Origin of the sequence: Exilibacterium tricleocarpae (assembly GCF_007004655.1) — a bacterium.
Taxonomy (GTDB): Bacteria; Pseudomonadota; Gammaproteobacteria; order Pseudomonadales; family Cellvibrionaceae; genus Exilibacterium; species Exilibacterium tricleocarpae.
Map to the genome: position 1 here is coordinate 102,629 of NZ_ML660106.1, position 19,972 is coordinate 122,600.

The window sequence follows — 19,972 nt, forward strand, 5'->3', positions numbered from 1 at the left end:
TAACAGGTTTCGGCACAATAAGTAACGAATAGAAAGTTCCCCAGAAAATCAAATTATGTGTTAAAAAATGTAAATTATTGTTTTGTAAAGAAAAACCACTACTGGCACATAAAGTGCTTACGTAGTTCCCACAATAAAAACAACAAACAATAAAAACAACGCAAAAACAGAAGAATAAAAACAATAAACAATAATAAAAGAAGACAAAAACAGAAAATAACAACAACAAACAATAACAACAGCGTTACAAACTGACTAAAAATACCTTGGAGAGGGTTTGCCAGTAAAGCAAATTGCTTATTGAGCAGGGAAGCACCGCTTAATAACAACTATCTGGATAACAAAAAGAATATTCAACGGGAAAGCCTTGGCTTTCCCGTTTTACTGTCTGAATACAATTCTCCCCTCCTCCCCGCCGTGTTACACTGCGCGACTTTTACCAGCTTTCACAGGTCGCTATCACTAGCCAGGCATTATGTTAAAAAGGCTTTATCACTCTACCAAAAAGCTTTACGACCAGATCAGCAACAGGTCCTCCGGCCGGGACCAGACGGATTACCAGATCATCCCCCGCGACCAGCACAGTATCTCCCGCAAGCATATAAGCGCCAGTGCCCTGAAGGTCATCAAGCGCCTGCACGAAGCCGGCTTCGAGGCCTACCTGGTGGGGGGCGGTGTCCGCGACCTGCTGCTTGGCGGCCACCCCAAGGATTTCGATGTCGCCACCGATGCCACGCCGGAGCAGGTCAAACGCCTGTTTCGCAGTAGCCGTATCATCGGCCGCCGCTTTCGTATCGTGCATGTGCGTTTCGGCCGCGAGATTATCGAAGTCACAACCTTTCGAGCCCATCACGAGGACGCCAGCGGCCACCAGGAGGCGGCCAAAAGCGATCAGGGTATGCTCACCCGGGATAATGTCTACGGCGATATCCAATCGGATGCGGCCAGGCGCGATTTCTCTATCAACGCGCTCTACTACACCCCCAAAGACTTCAGTATTCACGACTACACCGGCGGCATAAACGACATCGAGCAGCGCCTGGTGCGGGTCATCGGCGATCCCGAGACCCGCTACCAGGAAGACCCGGTGCGCATGTTGCGGGCCCTGCGTTTCGCCGCCAAGCTGGATTTCGATATCGCGCCCGACTCTGCGACGCCAATTCGACGGCTCGGTGAACTCCTGCGCCATATACCCCCGGCCAGAATGTTCGAGGAGGTGTTGAAGCTGTTTATGGGCGGTCACGCGGCCGCCACCTTCGAACTGCTGCGGGAATACAATCTGCTCGGCCATCTGTTTCCCGCCACCGACGCCGTTCTGACCGGCGGCGATGAGATCGCCGGCGCCCTGGTACACCAGGCCATGCGCAATACGGATCACCGGATCCAGCGCGGCAAACGGGTGACGCCGGCCTTTATCTATGCCGCCCTGCTGTGGCCGGCCCTGCAGCGCCGGCTTCAGCAAGAGTTTCAACAAGAGTTTCAACAACGTGGCGAACCCAGTGTCGAGGCCCAGCAGCAGGCGATGCAGGCGGTGATCAGCGCCCAGTTGGCGCACACGTCGATTCCCAAGCGGTTTCTGATCACCATGCGGGAAATTTGGGATTTGCAGTGGCGGCTGCCCCGGCGCCAGGGCAAGCGCGCCGAGCGCCTGTTGGAACACCCGCGCTTTCGCGCCGCCTACGATTTCGTACTCCTGCGCGAAGAGGCCGGCGAAGATCTACAGGGACTGGGCGAATGGTGGACCCGCTACCAGGACGGCGACGCCGCGCAACGCAGTAAACTGCAGGAACAACTGGGCGGACGCCGCGCCGGCAAACCGCGCCGGCGCCGGCGCCGGCCGGCCGCTACACCCACCGACCCCGAATGATCGACGACGGCGCCACCGATACCTATATCGCCCTGGGGAGCAATCTGGCCGATCCGCTGCAGCAGGTCACAACTGCCCTGGCGGAGCTGTCGGACCTGGCACAGACGCGACTGCTGGCCAGTTCTCCCTGGTATCGGAGCCGCGCGGTGGGGCCCGGCTCACAGCCCGACTATATCAACGGTGTTGCCCACCTGCGTACCCGCCTCGCGCCCCAGGCGCTGCTGCTGGCGTTGCAGGCCATCGAACAGCAGCACCGGCGGGTGCGTACCCAACACTGGGGCCCGCGCACGCTGGATCTGGACATCCTGCTCTACGGCAGCCAGCAGATACATTCCGACACCCTGCAAATACCACACCCGCGCCTGGCGGAGCGCAATTTCGTGCTCTATCCGCTGGCGGACCTGGGGGGAGACTTAACCCTTCCCAACGGTGTGTCAGTTGAGTCATTATTAGCGAAGTGCGCGGCGGACGGGCTGCGGCGCCTGGACAATTGAACCGGTCGACCGAAAGGGAGCGGATAACGGGCACGGTGAACGGTTATGGTTCATACTGACGCGTAAAGTTCATGTAGGCTGGCGTTTTCGTAGATAAAATGGGGATTTGATGGCTGTGGATTATGGTTTCGACCTGCACTTCGACTTCTCGGGTATCGCGCTACCGCGCTATATTGCCATCGAAGGGCCCATAGGCGTCGGCAAGACCACTCTGGCCAAACACCTCGCCCACACGTTCAACTATGAGACCCTGCTGGAGCAGGCCGAGGCCAATCCGTTCCTGGAGCGCTTCTATACCGACCCGCGCGCCAGCGCCCTGCCCACACAACTGTTCTTCCTGTTCCAGCGCAGCAAACAATTACAGGCGCTGCGCCAGGCCGATATGTTCGCACCGGTGCGGGTGGCGGATTTCCTGCTGGAAAAAGACCCGCTGTTCGCCCAGGTCACGCTCGATGACGACGAGCTGCGCCTTTACAACCAAGTCTACGAACAGATAACGGTGGACGCTCCCACGCCCGATCTGGTGATCTTCCTGCAGGCCCCCATCGATATTCTGTTGGACCGCATCCGCAAGCGCGGGGTGGCGGCAGAACGCCATATCGATGCCGATTACCTGGCGTCGCTCAACGATGCCTACACCCGCTTCTTCCACTACTACGACAGCGCGCCGCTGCTGATCGTCAACGCCACCGAGATCGATCTGGCCGGCAACGCCGAACACTACGCCCAGTTAGTCGAGTATATGTTGACCATTAACAGCGGCCGTCACTACTACAATCCCCATCACAACCAGTCCAGAGGCTAGCCATGCCATACGCTAACGCGTCCGCGGATACGGCGCTCAGTCAGCCGATCACCATCAACACCCTGCGCAAAATGAAAGCCGAGGGCGACAAATTCGTCACCGTGGCGCTCTACGATGCGCCTATGGCGGCCATGGCCCGCAAGAGCGGCGTCGAGGTGCTACTGGTAGGTGACAGTCTCGGTATGACGGTGCTGGGTTACGACAGCACCATTCCCGTGACCATGGAACAGATGATTTACCATGTCGAGGCGGTCAAGCGCGGCAACGACAAATCATTGATTATGGGCGATATGCCGTTTATGACTTACGCCACCACCGAGCAGGCCATGGTCAACGCAACGCGCATTATGCAGGCGGGCGCCCATATGGTGAAAATCGAGGGCGGCGCCTGGCTCGCCGATACCGTGCGCATGCTCGGTGAGCGCGGCATACCGGTGTGCGCACACCTGGGCCTGACACCGCAATCGGTGAATAAATTCGGCGGCTTTCGGGTGCAGGGGCGGGATCAGGCCCAGGCCGAACAAATTCTCGAGGATGCCAAACGGCTGGACCGGGCCGGCGCCGACCTGCTGGTGCTCGAGTGCGTACCCAATGCGCTGGCGGCGGCGATCACCGCCGCCGTGAATATGCCGACCATCGGCATCGGCGCCGGCCGCGATACCGATGCCCAGGTATTGGTGATCAATGATATTCTCGGCCTGACACCGCAGCCGCCGAAATTTTCCAAGAACTTTTTAGTGGAAGCGGAGGACATTCCGGGCGCCCTGCGCAAGTATGTGGCGGATGTGAAAGCCCGAGTGTTTCCGGACGACAGTCATACGTTTGGTTAGCTGAGCGCCCGGCGATGTCCCAACCCACCGGTAACCGGTAATCCCCGACCCGAACGCACTGCCTTGACCAAATGCATGCTATTTAGTGCCCGCCCTTAAACAGACACTTTTGCAAAATCTCATTCTTCAACTTGTTGATAAATAAAGCGGAAGACTATTTTTTCTAATTTTAAAAATTTCACTATTTATGGACAAGCACAGGTTAGTGGTAATTTCAACGTTTCAATTTCAGAATTGCGGCTCGCGGCAAGATGTAGTGTTTTGCATGAACAACGCTTTTTGTTGAAAAAATAAGATACGCCGGGGCTATTTTGATAGGATTTTCCAGACACTACTCGATTCCCCTTTTGAGCGACATGCGTTTTGAGTGACATGCGGCTGTGTCACAGCTCGGTATCGTGCAATATATCAATCAGATTCGACCGGTTTTACTGTAGATCTACACTCCCCGAGAATACCGATAATTTGCGCCCTTAAATTCTTACCCGCTCTGTTGTTGATAGCAACCAAAATAATATATGCCATATAGAGTGCTGAGCCGACTTGACAATATTTTGGCGTGGGCGTAGCTTTGCGAATATTGGACTTGCCTTCCATGTCAGGGACTGGGAGAAAGACAGCATGTTAATCGAGAAATAAGTGTTAACAGTCTTATTCTGTATGCAATCAATACAGGCACAAGCGTAAGAGAATTTCAGCAATACAATCAGCGTGTTTTAGAAATTGTCTTTGAAGCACTTTTAGTGTGAGCCTCCGTTGCGAAGCTTGTTTTAGGCTTGCAAGCGAGCCTGCGTGAATTGCGTTCACGATTTTTGTCAGCGCTCTAAAGGCAAGCATTCCGATACAGCCATGTCGATACAATTGTGAGGGAATAGTTATGAATGAAGGACGACTTGGTTTTTTTACTCAAACCAGTACATTAGTAGTTTTTTCTCTGTTCGCAGTTTTTATTATCGCCTTGATGTATTGGCTGTTAACTTTTTCGAGCCAACCGGAAGATTTGGAAAATAGAAAAATATTGCCAATAACTTCGGCTCCTAAGACGAGCGAGACATCCTCCCTGGAAAAGCCCGTGCCCAAGCGCTCGACACCCAGCTATCGGGAGTCATCGGTAATCGGTAGTTATTCGAAGGATTATCAGCAGTAAACACCGCCTTCCCATTACTAATTACTTTCACAGGGAAAGGTTGAATTGCGCAGATCGCTGTATTTCGAAAGTAATCAGCAAAGCGCATTCTAGCGACAATAGGGACATACTCATGAATTTTTTACTTCGCTTTTTTGTAAGCGCACTCGTTTTCAATTTTTCTTTTATGAGTCTTTTCTCCGCTGCTGAAGAGATTCGGGATTACTATGCTGAACCTGGTATCAACCCTTTTAAGGAAACGCTCAATCAAAATTTTAGCGAAAATATAGACCCTTTTTCCGGAACCTTACAATTGAAGTACACGGATATCACCGTGCCAGGCAATGGAGGCCTGGACATTAACATCAATCGGGTTTATACGAGCATACAGGCAAATGTATATCCAACGCTGAATATCAATGGTTTCGGTTGGGTCATGCATTTTGGCCGAATTGTTGCCTCAAAAAGTAATGCCGACAAGATTTGCGCGCAGCATCTGTTTTCCGTTACAACTGCCGATAACCCATCCCTGGAGTATGCTGATGGTGGTCGCGAACTGCTAGTGCTGAACAGTATCAACAACGACGGCAGCCTGATTACCCGAAGCAATTGGCGTGCCCGTTGTAATGATACCGCCTCGGGAATGATCGTGACCAGCCCGGATGGCACGCGCTATACCATGGATCAATACGATGCTTTTCAGGGCGAGCCAAACTGGTTGACGACGCGTATCGAAGATGTCAACGGCAACTGGATCGCTATTGACTATGCCACTAATGCAGCGGGAATAAGCTACATTACAGAAATTTTTCGCAGCGATGTCGGACCATCCATACCGATCGTTCAATACGAATATACGAATGAAACAACTGCGGCAATCTCGCTGACTGCAATCGTTGCCAATGGGCAGCGCTGGGAGTATGAATATCGGCCCATTCCAGGGTTTTTAAGCGGTGTCTATCAACAGCTAGTGAAGGTTAAGCGTCCCGACGGACAGAGTTGGGTGTATAGTTACAACGGACAAATTGATGATCCGGATCCGGATGACGGGATTGATGAAGACGGCGTGGGTAGTTACTCTTTAAAGAGCGTCAGATACCCCTACGGCGCGGAGATAAACTACACTTACCAGTACGTGGAATTTGACCCGGGTTCACGACTGAAAACTACGTCGATTAAAACGAAAAATACCTCCGGCTCTTCTATACAGGATGGCACCTGGTTATATGAATTTTCTCCGGCCAGTGAGATTTATAGAGACAACCTCTATTACGATGTGACCACCATTACCACGCCGGCGGCTCGATATAAGTATTTTCATTTCGGTAAATCCTTCCATACCGACGCTAACAATTACTTTTATTTTCGCCCGTCTTACGTGGGATCTCAGGCTATAAAAGAGACATATGATCTGTCAGACAGCCTGCTGGAGCGTGTTGAGTATGTTTGGGGTAACCGAAAAATTTCAGAAGAAAATTATTGGCATGGCGCCGGTTACAGGGATTGGTGGATAGAGCATGAAACCAATACGCCGGTGCTGATAGGTCAGTATTACTCACGCGACACCGTTGAGCCCGGCAGCTACCTGCATGCCACGGAGTACTACGACCATGACCAGTATGGCAACCCTGGCCGGGTGCTTGAGAAGTCCAACCTTCAGGGCGACAACAAACAGACGCGTTACACTTACTACAACGATGCCGACAAATGGATCATAGGCCTGGCCGAAGTCGAAGAAATAGCATTGGTAGAAAATGACGGCAGCGGGTCCGCTGATGTTGTCGGAATTATTGACCGAACTTATGACGATAAGGGCCGTTTGCAGAAAGAAGACCGCTTTGGCGTTGCCACACATTACACCTACACGCCTGAAGGTGATATCGCTTCGATAAAAGATGCCCGCGGCAACACAGTTTCTTATTCCAACTATAAGCGCGGTATTGCCCGCCAGGAAACCCATCCTGAATCTGTTATCATCAGTCGGGGTGTAAACAACACCGGTACTGTCGAGTTCGAAACAGATGCTTTAGCACGTACCACCCGGTTTACCTACGACAGCTTAAACCGGCTTAGCGGTATCGATTTCCCGCTTAATGCAGATGCAAGCATTAGTTATCAGACGCAAGGCTCAACTTATAAAAGAATTTTAAATCGCGGTGGTTATCAGCAAACTGAAACGTTTGATGGCTTTGGCCGGTTAATTCAAACGGAGCGAAAAGACGTGAATTTAAATGAGGCGATCACCCTGTCGACTCAGTATGACGCCTTGGGTCGCGCGGTTTTTACATCCTATCCCAACTCAATCTCAGGTGTCAGCTACGAGCATGATAGCCTGGATCGCGTGACACGAGAGCGGCATCCCGACGGGGTTTACCGGCAATATCGATACAACGATACTGAAATGACGCTAATCAATGAGCGCTCTCATGTCACTAAATACGTTTACCGTATGTATGGTGTGGATCAAGGCAAACAAGCTTTACACTACATAGAATCACCAGAGAGCAGCGCGACGATTATAGACCGCAATGTATTCGACCAGCCAACGAGGGTTCTTCAGGGCGAGTTGATTGGCAGTGTGGTCTCAGGTTATGCGCACGAATACCAATATGACAGCCGATTCCTTTTAGTTAGCAAGACTCAGCCCGAGATCGGAACCACAAAGTATGACTACGATGAAGTAGGAAATTTAATCAGGGAAACAGTGGAAGGCGTTCCAGAAACCATCTTCAGATATGACAACCTGAATCGATTGATTTTAACTGACTATCCGGATACTACCCCGGACATCGTGCGCGAGTACTACAAGAACGATCTGCTCAAGAAACTTACAAAAGGCGATATACAGTGGGTCTACGGCTACGATGACAATGACAATTTGCTATCTGAAACAGTGACAATTACCAAGCCACTAAGTCGAAGCTATCAAGTAGCTTATACCTACAACAATCTGGATATTGCCGGCAGTGTCACCTATCCCAGCGGATTGATCGTAGATTATCAACCCGACAATCTCAATCGCCCAACACAGGTTGGTGCTTTTGTCTCAAATCTGCTCTACCACCCCAATGGTCAGCTTAGGGGTTATGACCGTGCCAACGGCGTTGAAACGACGATATCGCTTAATCAACGCCTGTTTCCGCAACGGATCACAAGTACCGCTCTTGTCGACCTTAACTACGACTATGATGAGATAGGTAATATAACATCCATCGTAGATACCATAGACACAGCGCAAAACATAGACATGAGTCGGCCCGGTGATTACGATGGACTGGATCGGCTCAGAGCGGCCAGCGGTCCCTGGGGCGACAGCGTTATGGATTATGATGTGTTTGGCAATATTTCATCCAAGGCAGAGGGTGTAGACAATTTCAGTTACGCCTACTCTTCCCGTCGTCTGGCACAGATGAACGCAGGCGCTAAACGTATTGTGTATGGCTATGACGACTTGGGTAATGCCAATAGAAAAGTTCGTTATGAACAGATAGGCAACCAGGAAATCCCCGTGAGTTATCAGGAACTTTTCTACAGCAAAGCGAACAACCTTTATTATGTCAAGGCCGATGGCGAGGTAAATAAAAGCTTTTCATACGATGGCAATGGGCAGCGCACAATTGTCAGGAATCATGGTAGCTATGATATTCAATACAGTCTCTACAGTCGGGCCGGCCATCTGATTTTTGAAGACAGTATTCTCGACTGTAAAAGCACTGATTATATACGTATCGGAGCCATTCTACTTGCCCGCTCCGACGATAAAACAATGGATCACCTGATAGATACCGATGGCGACGGTATTACTGATTGTCTCGAGACGCAGTTGGGTTTAAACCCGGCAGACAATACCGATGCTGCCGGTGATAAGGACGGTGACGGGCTTTCCAATTTGCGAGAGGTTAATTTAGGCACGTTAATCGCGGTTGCAGATTCCGATGGGGATGGCCTTAGCGACTACGAAGAAATTGAGGTGGAGAGCACAAATCCCTATTTAGGAGACAGCGATCACGATGGCCTGCTGGACGGCATAGAAATAGCCCAAGGCTGGAACCCACTGGTGGCGGGAGAAGGGTTATTGGATACCGATGGCGACGGCTTGATAAACACGCTCGAACAAAACCTTGGCACAGATATCAATAACGCGGATTCTGACAATGACGGCTTGCTGGACGGTTTCGAGGTTCAGTACTGGCTCGATCCGACGACCCCGGGGGAGGAAAATCTGGATACCGATGGTGATGGTATCAGTAATATCGACGAACAGACACTCGGAACATCACCCATTAGTGTCGACACGGATGGCGATGGACTCAGTGACAGTATAGAGGTGCAAAATGGTTGGGACCCGCTGGCGCCCGGAGAAGCCGAGCAGGACCCTGATGCGGATGGCCTGACCAACCTTCAGGAAGTGACACTTGGCACTATTTACAACAACCCGGACAGTGACGGCGATCTTCTGCTTGATGGTTTTGAACACCAATACGGTTTTAATCCCCTGGTTCCAGGAGAGGCGCCCCTGGATACCGACGCCGACCAGTTGTCCAATCTCGAAGAGCAGAGCTTGGGCACAAACCCAAGGGTGGCCGATAGCGACGCCGATAGTCTGTTGGATGGTGAGGAGGTCAATGAATATGGGACCGATCCAGGCCTTGATGATACAGATGGTGACGGGGTCAACGATGGTCGGGAAGTGCTTGAGGATGGTACCGATCCTTTGGATGCGACGGATTTCTACGCCGCTCCCGAACCGGTGACCCTACCCTACGAATTAAGCGATGGGGGTGGTTTTCCCTGGCATATTAATGCGACAGGGGGAGGAAGAGTGTCCTGGCCTGTTAGCAGCTCACGGATGAGTCGACTGAACTATGGGCTGTCGGTAGATGGGGTATCCATGCCAACTGTAGATACGGCGCACACTGAAAACCAGGGGCGTGAAGTCAGTATCGGCACAGTCGATTTCTCCGGCCTTTCAGTGAGTCGGAAAATTTACATCTCCGAGACATCGAACTTCGCCAGATTCCTCGAAGTGCTTCACAACCCCTCAGAGTTAGACTCGATAGCCACTGTCAGAATGTTTTACATCGGCGATCAATACAATGACATAGGTGTGGTAACGACTTCCACCGGGGATGAAAGACTCACACCGGAAGACAATTATGTTATTACCAACATATCAGCGTCAGATGATCCGGGCAGGAGAGGCAGGGTACATGCGTTTTCCGATGCGTATATCAATGTCGTCGAGCCTTCCAGTATTACAGCCAGTGCCACTGTCACCTCAGTTACCTTTGAAGTGGCGATTCCCGCCGGAGAAACACGCATCGTGATGCATTTTGCATCTCGCAATGCCAGTGAAGAAAGTGCCCTGGCTGCGGCAGAGGATTTGATTCATCTCGATGCAGAAAAGCTCTCCGGTATGACCCTCACCGAGAGACGGCAGGTGATTAACTTCGAAGCCTATAACTACCTGGACTCCGATGCCGATGGCCTAAAAGACGCAGACGAGGCTGAATTGGGCACTAATCCGCTGTCAGCAGATACCGACAGTGACGGTTTACTGGACGGATTCGAGGTCAGGTTTGGGTTTAATCCATTAGTGGATGGCGATGCGCCTGTCGATACCGACAGTGACGGCCTCACCAATCTGGAAGAACAGCATGTGGGATCAAATCCGCTGGAGGCAGACAGTGACGGCGACGGATTTCCCGATGGATTTGAAGTTGAAAACGGGCTCGATCCATTGGTCGCCGACAGCAGTGAGGATGACACCGATGGCGACGGATTGACCCTTCTGCATGAAATGAATCTGGGGACCCGACCCGATGCCGCTGACACTGATGGCGATGGGCTTAACGATAGGTTCGAAAGCTACTTTGGCTTTGATCCCCTGACGGTGGGCGAGGCGGCTTTGGACAGCGATGGCGATGGACTGACAAATAGCCAGGAGCACGCCCTGGGTCTTGACCCCAGGGCGCAAGACTCCGACGGCGATAGCTTGTCTGACGGTGATGAGGTTAACATTTACGCATCAGACCCCACTCGCCGTGACACCGATGGTGGAGGTGTGCACGATGGTATAGAAGTGCTTGAAGACGGTACGAACCCGCTGCTGAGCAACGATGACCTTGTTACCACGTCGGCTTTTGAGGGCACATTTGTGTCGCACGATGGTGATGGTTTTGTGCGCAAAGTGGCCACCGATGGTGATTTTAGCGATGACGGTTTTTCGCGAACGCTGTTAGTGCGTGTAGATGGCCGCTGGGGGCAGTCTTTCCCAACCGTAGACCGGTTGTCAGTAAATCGAGATGGTGATGAAGTTACCATAACCCCATTTACCTTAAGGTCGGGACTTATCATGTCACGTAAACTGTACATCCCGAAGACAGATAACTTTGCCAGGGTGATGGATATTTTCCACAATCCCACAGGGTCGAATATCAGGGTACCTGTCGAGCTCAGGTCCGATGGGGCACAGTATCAAAGGCGTGTGGTGGCTACTTCGACTCGAGACCTCGAATTCTCTGTGGAGGATAACTATTTCGTAACTGATACGAGCGAGGCATATCGTCGCACCCAAGACGCTATCTTCTACATGTTCTCTGATGTTCAACCAGGATTGCTGGAACCCATCAGGTTTACGGGTCTGGCCTCATCAAAACCGACGCCTGAATACGAGTTCAGCTTATTTGTTCCTTCGGGGCAGACACGTATTTTAATGCATATACAATCGCACGAACCGGATGCCGAGAGTGCTGTTGCATCGGTCGAAGCACTGGCGGGGCTTAGCGAGGAGATTACAGCCGGTATGTCGCCGCTGGAAAGGGCTCAAGTGGTTAACCTTGAGGCCTACCACCTTCAAGATGCCGACGGAGATGGGATTGTCGATTGGCGGGAAAGGCTTTACGGGTTTGATTTGCTCAATGTTGATTCGGATGGCGATGGTCTTGATGACGGATATGAGGTGGCTGTTGGTCTCAATCCATTAGACCCGGCCGATGCCGGCGGCGATCTGGATGAGGACGGTTTGACCAATGCAGAGGAGTCAGCCTCGGGATCAAGCCTGGTAGCTATCGACTCTGATGGTGATGATCTGACCGATGATCAAGAAGTCAACATCTATGGCACCGACCCGACCACTGCCGACAGCGACGGGGACGGACTCAGTGATGGACAGGAGGTGCAGGCTGGTGGTACCGATCCACTCGATGCGCTCGACCCGGGTTTTACCACTCAGAGCATTACCTTTCCGTATCGTTCGCTAGAGGACGCCACGGGTGCTGGCTGGTTTCTCGATGCCGACGGCAGTATTAGTCGATTGGATCAGAGTGGGTTTAATCAATACGGCCTTGAATTGACGTCGTTCTCTCCTTCATCCTATACGGGCTTGCTGGTAAACAATGGCCGGGAGGTGACGACACCATCGGGAACTTTGGGTGGACTGGATATCACAAGAAGAATTTATGTGCCGGCGGATGGAAACTACGCACGTTATCTGGAGGTACTAACCAACGCCACTTCCGAGGACATATCGACATCGCTAACTGTTCGATCTCATTATTACGGAGGCTATGGCATTATTGGAACATCGTCCGGCGATCTTGTCGCTGACAAGGGGGACAACCATTTTGTGGTTGCTTCGGCCAACGATGATTACTCAACAGCGTATGTTTTTTCGGGCGATGCGCCGGGATTGCTCGAGCCATTTTGGGTAAGGTTTTTGAGTACTGAGAGTCGATATCAATTTAACGTAACCGTACCGGCGGGTGAAACGCGCATCCTGATGCACTTTGCCTCGCGGAACCCAACACGAGCGTCCGGTTTTGCGTCAGCAGAGGCGTTGCTGACACTGGACGAACATCAACTAGCCGGCATTTCGCCTGAAGACAGGTTACGTATATTGAACTTTGATGCTACTGATTTAACCGACAGTGATGGTGATGGGCTAAATGATATCCAGGAAGTTTTTGTCGGTACTGACCCGATGCACGAGGACACTGATGGGGACGGTTTGTCGGATCGCTTTGAAAAGGTGTTTCACCTGAATCCGCTTGTGCCGGGGCAGGCAACAGAGGATGCTGACGGCGACGGGTTGACTAATCTGGATGAGCAAATCGGCGGTACCAGTCCAATCTTCTCGGACACTGATGGCGACACGCTGATAGATTTTGCCGAGTTGAATCAACACGCAACAAACCCCTTGCTGGCGGACACTGATGCCGGTGGCATTGATGACGGTACGGAGGTGCTGGTTGATGGGACTAACCCATTAAACCCTGATGATGATACCCCGGTAGTCAAATTACCCTATATCCTGACTGATGGTGGCGGTTATATATGGGGTATCTCTCCGCAGGGATTTATTGGTTACAGCTCGGCTGGTGCTTATGGGGTGGGGAAGGTTGGGTATCTGTTGTCGGTTAACGGTGCCGGCATTCAGCGTTCTGACGTTGCTCACCTGGAATCCGGTCGCAGGGAAATTCGACTCAATGGCCGGACTATGTCCTCCCTTGAGGTGGTACGCAAAATCTTTGTGCACCCCACCCAGAGTTTTGCACGGTATCTGGAGGTGTTCACCAACAGCACTTCGGCCGATGTGACCGCGACTGTCAACATACACTCGAAACCTGGCTCCGGGACGGCGACTGAAGTAGTGGCCACATCCTCCGGCGATTTACTTCTCACTGAACAGGATACCTATCTCGTCATTGACGACGGCACAGATAGGGGCGGTTCACCGGCTCTCGTTTACGTCTTTTCCTCTGACCAGACCGGTGTCGAGAAGCCTACGCCCTTACATGCCGATGCACCGGGGGGTGATATCGTGGAGTACAGTTTCGACCTGACGGTACCGGCGGGTGAAACGCGCGTCTTGATGCACTTTACCGCCCAGCAAGTTGACCGCCATGCCGCGCAGGCTATCGCGGCGGCGCTGGTAAATCCGACGGAAAGCCAACTGCTCGGCATGTCAGTGTATGAAAAGAGCCGTGTGGTCAATTTTGACCTGAGTGGGTTTTTACCGCAGTACGCCGATGGCGATGGGCTCCCTGATCAACTGGAGCATACCCTTGGCACGAATCTTTTAAATGAAGACACGGATGCCAATGGTCTGCGGGATGACTTCGAGCACCACAACCAACTGAATGCCCTTGTTGCAGGCGGCACACATCTCGACGCCGACAGCGATGGACTCACTAACCTCCAGGAACAGCGCTTGGGCACAAACCCCACGCTCGACGATTCCGACGGCGATGGTCTCTTGGACGGGTTTCAATACCAGCACGGCTTTGATCCAAGAGTGCCGGGGGAAGCGTCGTTGGACAATGATGGCGATGGACGAAGTAATCTGGAGGAACAGCGCCTCGGTACAGACCCCAGGGTTGTCGATGACAGGTCGCCCTCAAGCTGTAGGAAACCCGCGGATGGTGTATTTGACCGTCACTGGCTAACCGGCAACCTGGCGCTCCGTAATGATTTCTTCACATCGTTGGCGGTCGCGGGCCAACCGCATAATGCCAAACGCTCGACAGACCCGGGAAGCGTTGTTTATTCACAGTACTACCACTTGCATTGAACCATCGAGAAAAAGGATACCTCTCCCATGAACATGCTAGCCAACTTACAACAACGCTTGTTGATCCCACATGTTTTAAGCTTGAGTTTGTTACTGCTGTGCCTGGCGGGGCTGCAACCGGCTCTGGCGGAGCGCACGGTCACCTATTTTCACCACGATGCTTTGGGCTCGGTAGTAGCGGCTTCAGATGCCGCCGGCAATTTACTGTGGCGCAAGCGCTATGCGCCTTACGGCAAGCCGCTCGCCGGTAGTAACACGACCGAGCCTAGTGCTTATGCCGGCCATATCCACGACCAGGACATCGGGCTGACTTATATGAAGGCCCGCTACTATGACCCGGAGGCAGGCCGCTTTATGAGCCCGGACCCGGTGGGTTTTGTCGATCACAATCCAATGTCGTTTAATCGCTACTTATACGTCAATAACAACCCGTACAAGTATGTCGACCCTGACGGTGAATTCCTGAACTTTGCGGCCAAGTTCGTGTTGGATGTCGGCGTGAATGTCGCTTTTAACTACGTAACGACCGGCAGCCTGGGTGTAGGATCGGCCGTGAAAGAGTCGGCGATGGGTGTGCTGAACCCGGGCAAGACGGTACAGAAGGTCGCTAAACTCAGCAAGGCGCTAAAGGGCTGCTGCTGTTATGTCGAAGGCACGCCAGTCTATGCCGAGCGGGGTCTGGTGGCGATTGATCAGCTCGCCTTGGGCGATCGTGTGTATGCCCGGGACCCGGTTAGCGGCGAGGTTGAATTGCGGCCCGTTACAGCCCGTTATGTGACAGAGGGCAAGGAAATCTACCGGTTAACCACGGAAGATGCGTGGGGTGGCCGGGAAGTGGTTGCAGTGACAGACAACCATCCTTACTGGGTTATAGACCGGGGCTGGGTGGAGTCAGGGAGTCTTGAGCCGGGTGTGACTCTGGTTAACGATGCGGGTGGGGAAATACAGGTCGTTGGGATTGAAGCTCAGGGTTATGCGGAAGATACCTATAATATCGAGGTTGGTGAGCACCACAATTACTTTGTGGGCGAGCAGCGGGTATTGGTGCATAATTGTAATTGTACGAATGCTACAAAGGGAGCAGGCCGCAAAGGTGCAAGTGGAGAGCTAACCACGACCTCTGGTAATACATTTACGGGCAATAGCACGAGATCATCTCGAACTGGTGGTGATCCGAGAGCGCCGATGAGCGATCAAGTATCGAACGCATTAGATAATGTAAAGAATCCGTCAGGAACGCATGGAGCTTGCTGTGAAATCGATGCTATGAATAAAGCTGCTAATGCAGGCGATACTCTAAGGGGCGCTAGAATGGGACCTGTGAGAGATAACAAGACCGGAGCAATAAAACCTCCTTGCTCTACATGTCGTGACGTAATGGATCAGTTGGGAGTAGACCATTAATGACTGAAAATTCTCGAAAATTAGAAGACCTAGAGGACAAAATTACAGAGTACTTGTCCGAGAATCGTGATACTGCGCATTTCAACTCATTAAAAGGTGTCGTTATCATGCTGGCTATTAATGCATGTGATGATCTGGATCAGGAGCTACGGTCTACCCTGGAAAAGGCTTTAGAATTATGGAGGAACAGTGCCTCTTTTGAAGAAATCAGTGACAATTTAATTGAAAGATGCAGGCAAAATCTTAACAAGGCAATAAAAGAAGCTGGCGCTGACTCTAAGGATGCATGGCTTGCAAGGCTTAACTATACCTCTCTCCATAATACGCCTGAAGATGATGACACTCTACTAACTCTTATTTTAGAATATTCCACTACTAATGATTTAGATATTGATGAGTTATCGAAACTTCTAACTGATCAGTTTCCAGATTTTAATATTTGAGAAAAACCTTGGACTGGTATTGCTAAAATGATTATTTCAAAGTATGGCGTCAATGATGATCCTCTAAACTGGTTTGCACCTCAATCGGCAGATGATTGATCGACGGTTCGATGCAGGTAGACAGAGGCTGCCCCCATCAGCGCCTGTCGCGATACCGACGGGAGTTCTGGGGACAGTTCACTCTCAATAGGGTGATGGCCTAAGCAGGCCACCCCTGCCCCGGCAAGCGACCTTACCGGGGCTTTGTTTTACTACTCGGCGGTTAACACTAAACACCCCTCGGAGACCTTGATGGTGACGGGGGTACCGATGGTAAAGCCGGCCTTGACCAACCACTTTCCTTTCATCTGAGGGAAATTAGGGGACGGAGTGAGGTTCCCCCAATAAAACGGACGATTTTAAAGAGAGGCATATCGCCTTTCGTATTCTTCCGGACTCATGTAGCCCAGAAATGAGTGCCGTCGCTTCCTATTGTAAAAAATTTCTATGTATTCAAACAGGCTTTGCTTGGCCTGGGCTTTAGTGCGATAGTCCTCATGATCAACCAACTCCGTCTTTAGCGTACCGAAGAAACTCTCTGCAACCGCATTGTCCAGGCACTCTCCTTTTCGACTCATGCTGCAAAGCAGTTGGTTGTCCTCCAGGAGTTGCTGATAGGCACCCGAAGCGTAGGTACTGCCTTGATCTGAATGCACAACCACCTCCTTGGCATGGCCTCTGCGCCAGAGTGCCATGGTCAGTGCATCCTGCACCAGAGAGGTATCATTCTTGTCGCTCATCGACCAGCCAATGACACAGCGAGAGAACAAATCAATCACGACAGCCAAGTACAACCAGCCCTGACTCTCTCATCAGCCGCACCGCTTCAAGTTTAAATTCTTTGGCATATGTCTTGTATGACTTTCTTTTTCCGGTCATATGGATACTCCTGAGGCGACATTGTCGCCGATTTAAAGTATCCATTAAACTGGGGCAGGTTCAGAGGGATTAAAAAACAGCCAAAGAGTTGTTTGAAAAATAATCCCTCCGTCCCCTATCGGCCGCACAACTGTTCTTCCTGTTCCAGCGCAGCAAACAATTACAGGCGCTGCGCCAGGCCGATATGTTCGCACCGGTGCGGGTGGCGGATTTCCTGCTGGAAAAAGACCCGCTGTTCGCCCAGGTCACGCTCGATGACGACGAGCTGCGCCTTTACAACCAAGTCTACGAACAGATAACGGTGGACGCTCCCACGCCCGATCTGGTGATCTTCCTGCAGGCCCCCATCGATATTCTGTTGGACCGCATCCGCAAGCGCGGGGTGGCGGCAGAACGCCATATCGATGCCGATTACCTGGCGTCGCTCAACGATGCCTACACCCGCTTCTTCCACTACTACGACAGCGCGCCGCTGCTGATCGTCAACGCCACCGAGATCGATCTGGCCGGCAACGCCGAACACTACGCCCAGTTAGTCGAGTATATGTTGACCATTAACAGCGGCCGTCACTACTACAATCCCCATCACAACCAGTCCAGGGGCTAGCCATGCCATACGCTAACGCGTCCGCGGATACGGCGCTCAGTCAGCCGATCACCATCAACACCCTGCGCAAGATGAAAGCCGAGGGCGACAAATTCGTCACCGTGGCGCTCTACGATGCACCTATGGCGGCCATGGCCCGCAAGAGCGGCGTCGAGGTGCTACTGGTAGGTGACAGTCTCGGTATGACGGTGCTGGGTTACGACAGCACCATTCCCGTGACCATGGAGCAGATGATTTACCATGTCGAGGCGGTCAAGCGCGGCAACAACAAATCATTAATTATGGGCGATATGCCGTTTATGACTTACGCCACCGCCGAGCAGGCGATGGTCAACGCCACACGCATTATGCAGGCGGGCGCCCATATGGTGAAAATCGAGGGCGGCGCCTGGCTCGCCGATACCGTGCGCATGCTCGGTGAGTGCGGCATACCGGTGTGCGCACACCTGGGCCTGACACCGCAATCGGTGAATAAATTCGGCGGCTTTCGGGTGCAGGGGCGGGATCAGGCCCAGGCCGAACAAATTCTCGAGGACGCCAAACTGCTGGACCGGGCCGGCGCCGACCTGCTGGTGCTCGAGTGCGTACCCAACGCACTGGCGGCGAAGGTCACAGCGGCGGTCAGCATGCCCACCATCGGTATCGGCGCCGGCCGCGATACCAACGCCCAGGTGCTGGTGATCAACGACATTCTCGGCCTGACGCCGCAGCCGCCGAAATTTTCGAAGAATTTTTTGGTGGAAGCGGAAGATATCCCGGGCGCCCTGCGCAAGTATGTGGCGGATGTTAAGGCCGGGATGTTTCCGGACGAGAGCCATACGTTTGGTTAGATAAGTGAGCTCAATCAACCACCTGATAACGGGTTGCACGACCCTGACCCAACCGCTCCAATTTCTTCATATCCAGAAGTTTCTTGGTCATAGCCTCAATTGTCCTTGGCGCAAAGCCCAACTCATCGACAGCGGTTTTGCGTGAGAACTCACCCTGCTGTTTTGCCCACTGCCAGAACTGCAACTGTTTCTCAGAGAGTAGATATTCAAACTGATCACTTTCCAGTAAGGCTTGAGCCTCTATCGCCTGCTGATAAAAAATATCAAAAATAAACAGCAACCAAGGCGAAAGGTCTTCTGTATCAGTCTTCCACGTTTTTTGGGTTTTGTTCAAAGCCAGATAATAATCTGCCTTGCTCTTTTCCACCAATTTTTCATGCGAAACCAATGAGGTAAAAGTATACCCCTGTTGTAGCAGCATCAGATTTGTAAGCAGGCGGCTTGTGCGCCCATTCCCATCCTGAAACGGGTGGATGGCCAGATACTCAAAGATAAAATTAGCAATCAGGATAAGCGGATGCTTGAACTTTTCTGCTATCGCCCAACCATACCAACTGACTAATTCCTGCATTTCTTTTTGTGTCAAATGCGGTGGTGTAGGATCGAAGACAACTCCTACCACATTGCCATTGTGATCTTTGGCTTCCACCCGATTAGAGCCAAACTTATACTGCCCCATATGCCGTTGGTCTTTATCACTGAAAGCCAGCATGGTTTGATGCAGGTGTAAAATGCTGGACTCACTGACTGGTATACCCTCGTAACTGTCAAACACGGTTTGCAGTGTCTTCAAATACCCAGCCACTTCCTGCTCATCACGAGTCTTGAATGACTTGATACGCATGGACCTGTAAAGGGCCTCGACCTCATCATCGCTGAGCTTATTGCCCTCAATCCGGTTAGATGCCCCCGTAGAGGTAACAATCACGGATTGTGTTAACCGCTCAATCGTAAGCGGTCATTCGGTGACGCTATTCCGATTGCTGGTCTCACGCAATACACTGGCCTCTACATCAAAGGAGGCACACATGACCCCAACGACAGAACCAAAGAAGTATCGCACGGCAGAGCAATGGC

12 protein-coding genes and 1 pseudogene are annotated in these 19,972 nt (G+C 52.0%); 10 read left to right on the forward strand and 3 right to left on the reverse strand.

Features of this window, described 5'->3' with window-relative positions; translation table 11 throughout:
• Positions 1 to 475: 475 nt before the first annotated feature.
• The 8 genes from pcnB (at position 476) to FKG94_RS23740 (ending at position 16,540) form a co-directional block, all read left to right on the forward strand.
• Positions 476 to 1,867: a polynucleotide adenylyltransferase PcnB gene (pcnB, locus tag FKG94_RS23705; protein ID WP_142929429.1), complete on the forward strand. Its 1,392-nt coding sequence runs from the start codon at positions 476 to 478 to the stop codon at positions 1,865 to 1,867.
• A complete protein-coding gene (gene folK, locus FKG94_RS23710; RefSeq protein ID WP_142929430.1) occupies positions 1,864 to 2,361 on the forward strand; it encodes a 2-amino-4-hydroxy-6-hydroxymethyldihydropteridine diphosphokinase in 498 nt (165 codons plus the stop codon). The genes pcnB and folK overlap by 4 nt, the downstream gene beginning before the upstream one ends.
• Positions 2,362 to 2,470: 109 nt before the next feature.
• Complete coding sequence (locus FKG94_RS23715) at positions 2,471 to 3,166, forward strand: deoxynucleoside kinase (protein WP_142929431.1); 696 nt, start codon at positions 2,471 to 2,473, stop codon at positions 3,164 to 3,166.
• A gap of 2 nt (positions 3,167 to 3,168) precedes the next feature.
• Positions 3,169 to 3,996, forward strand: a complete 828-nt coding sequence (gene panB, locus FKG94_RS23720; RefSeq protein ID WP_142929432.1) for a 3-methyl-2-oxobutanoate hydroxymethyltransferase — start codon at positions 3,169 to 3,171, stop codon at positions 3,994 to 3,996.
• 877 nt (positions 3,997 to 4,873) lie between these two features.
• The gene (locus tag FKG94_RS23725; protein ID WP_142929433.1) at positions 4,874 to 5,143 is read left to right on the forward strand and encodes a hypothetical protein; all 270 of its coding nucleotides are present in this window, start codon (positions 4,874 to 4,876) and stop codon (positions 5,141 to 5,143) included.
• Positions 5,144 to 5,255: 112 nt separating this feature from the next.
• Positions 5,256 to 14,693 (forward strand): hypothetical protein, encoded by a 9,438-nt coding sequence (locus FKG94_RS23730; RefSeq protein ID WP_142929434.1) that lies wholly within the window; start codon positions 5,256 to 5,258, stop codon positions 14,691 to 14,693.
• A 27-nt stretch (positions 14,694 to 14,720) separates the two neighbouring features.
• Entirely contained in the window at positions 14,721 to 16,097 is a 1,377-nt protein-coding gene (locus FKG94_RS23735; RefSeq protein WP_142929435.1) for an RHS repeat-associated core domain-containing protein, read from the forward strand.
• On the forward strand, positions 16,097 to 16,540 hold the full coding sequence (locus FKG94_RS23740) for a hypothetical protein (RefSeq protein WP_142929436.1): 444 nt from the start codon (positions 16,097 to 16,099) through the stop codon (positions 16,538 to 16,540). Before FKG94_RS23735 ends, FKG94_RS23740 begins: the two co-directional genes overlap by 1 nt.
• 251 nt (positions 16,541 to 16,791) lie before the next feature.
• On the opposite strand, the gene FKG94_RS29645 is transcribed toward FKG94_RS23740, so the two are convergent.
• Together FKG94_RS29645 and FKG94_RS23750 are read right to left on the reverse strand one after the other, a co-directional pair.
• Positions 16,792 to 16,887: a SymE family type I addiction module toxin gene (locus tag FKG94_RS29645; RefSeq protein WP_142929437.1), complete on the reverse strand. Its 96-nt coding sequence runs from the start codon at positions 16,885 to 16,887 to the stop codon at positions 16,792 to 16,794.
• Between the two features lie 51 nt (positions 16,888 to 16,938).
• A complete protein-coding gene (locus FKG94_RS23750; RefSeq protein WP_142929438.1) occupies positions 16,939 to 17,373 on the reverse strand; it encodes an IS3 family transposase in 435 nt (144 codons plus the stop codon).
• 212 nt (positions 17,374 to 17,585) lie between these two features.
• Here FKG94_RS23750 and FKG94_RS23755 point away from each other — a divergent pair.
• Both FKG94_RS23755 and panB (FKG94_RS23760) read left to right on the forward strand, forming a co-directional pair.
• Positions 17,586 to 18,065: pseudogene (locus tag FKG94_RS23755) on the forward strand (deoxynucleoside kinase); the annotation flags it as partial.
• A gap of 2 nt (positions 18,066 to 18,067) precedes the next feature.
• Positions 18,068 to 18,895, forward strand: a complete 828-nt coding sequence (gene panB, locus FKG94_RS23760; protein WP_142929440.1) for a 3-methyl-2-oxobutanoate hydroxymethyltransferase — start codon at positions 18,068 to 18,070, stop codon at positions 18,893 to 18,895.
• A 10-nt stretch (positions 18,896 to 18,905) separates the two neighbouring features.
• Here panB (FKG94_RS23760) and FKG94_RS23765 read toward each other — a convergent pair whose 3' ends face one another.
• The gene (locus FKG94_RS23765) at positions 18,906 to 19,823 is read right to left on the reverse strand and encodes a Fic family protein (protein WP_218943622.1); all 918 of its coding nucleotides are present in this window, start codon (positions 19,821 to 19,823) and stop codon (positions 18,906 to 18,908) included.
• Positions 19,824 to 19,972: the final 149 nt, after the last annotated feature.

Excerpts from the sequence above, each read along its gene's own strand:
- FKG94_RS23715 (WP_142929431.1), top strand. The coding sequence starts at position 2,471 with ATGGCTGTGGATTATGGTTTCGACCTGCACTTCGACTTCTCGGGTATC.
- panB (WP_142929440.1), top strand. The coding sequence starts at position 18,068 with ATGCCATACGCTAACGCGTCCGCGGATACGGCGCTCAGTCAGCCGATC.
- folK (WP_142929430.1), top strand. The coding sequence starts at position 1,864 with ATGATCGACGACGGCGCCACCGATACCTATATCGCCCTGGGGAGCAAT.
- FKG94_RS23730 (WP_142929434.1), top strand. The coding sequence starts at position 5,256 with ATGAATTTTTTACTTCGCTTTTTTGTAAGCGCACTCGTTTTCAATTTT.
- pcnB (WP_142929429.1), top strand. The coding sequence starts at position 476 with ATGTTAAAAAGGCTTTATCACTCTACCAAAAAGCTTTACGACCAGATC.
- FKG94_RS29645 (WP_142929437.1), bottom strand. The coding sequence starts at position 16,887 with ATGAAAGGAAAGTGGTTGGTCAAGGCCGGCTTTACCATCGGTACCCCC.
- FKG94_RS23740 (WP_142929436.1), top strand. The coding sequence starts at position 16,097 with ATGACTGAAAATTCTCGAAAATTAGAAGACCTAGAGGACAAAATTACA.
- panB (WP_142929432.1), top strand. The coding sequence starts at position 3,169 with ATGCCATACGCTAACGCGTCCGCGGATACGGCGCTCAGTCAGCCGATC.
- FKG94_RS23735 (WP_142929435.1), top strand. The coding sequence starts at position 14,721 with ATGAACATGCTAGCCAACTTACAACAACGCTTGTTGATCCCACATGTT.
- FKG94_RS23725 (WP_142929433.1), top strand. The coding sequence starts at position 4,874 with ATGAATGAAGGACGACTTGGTTTTTTTACTCAAACCAGTACATTAGTA.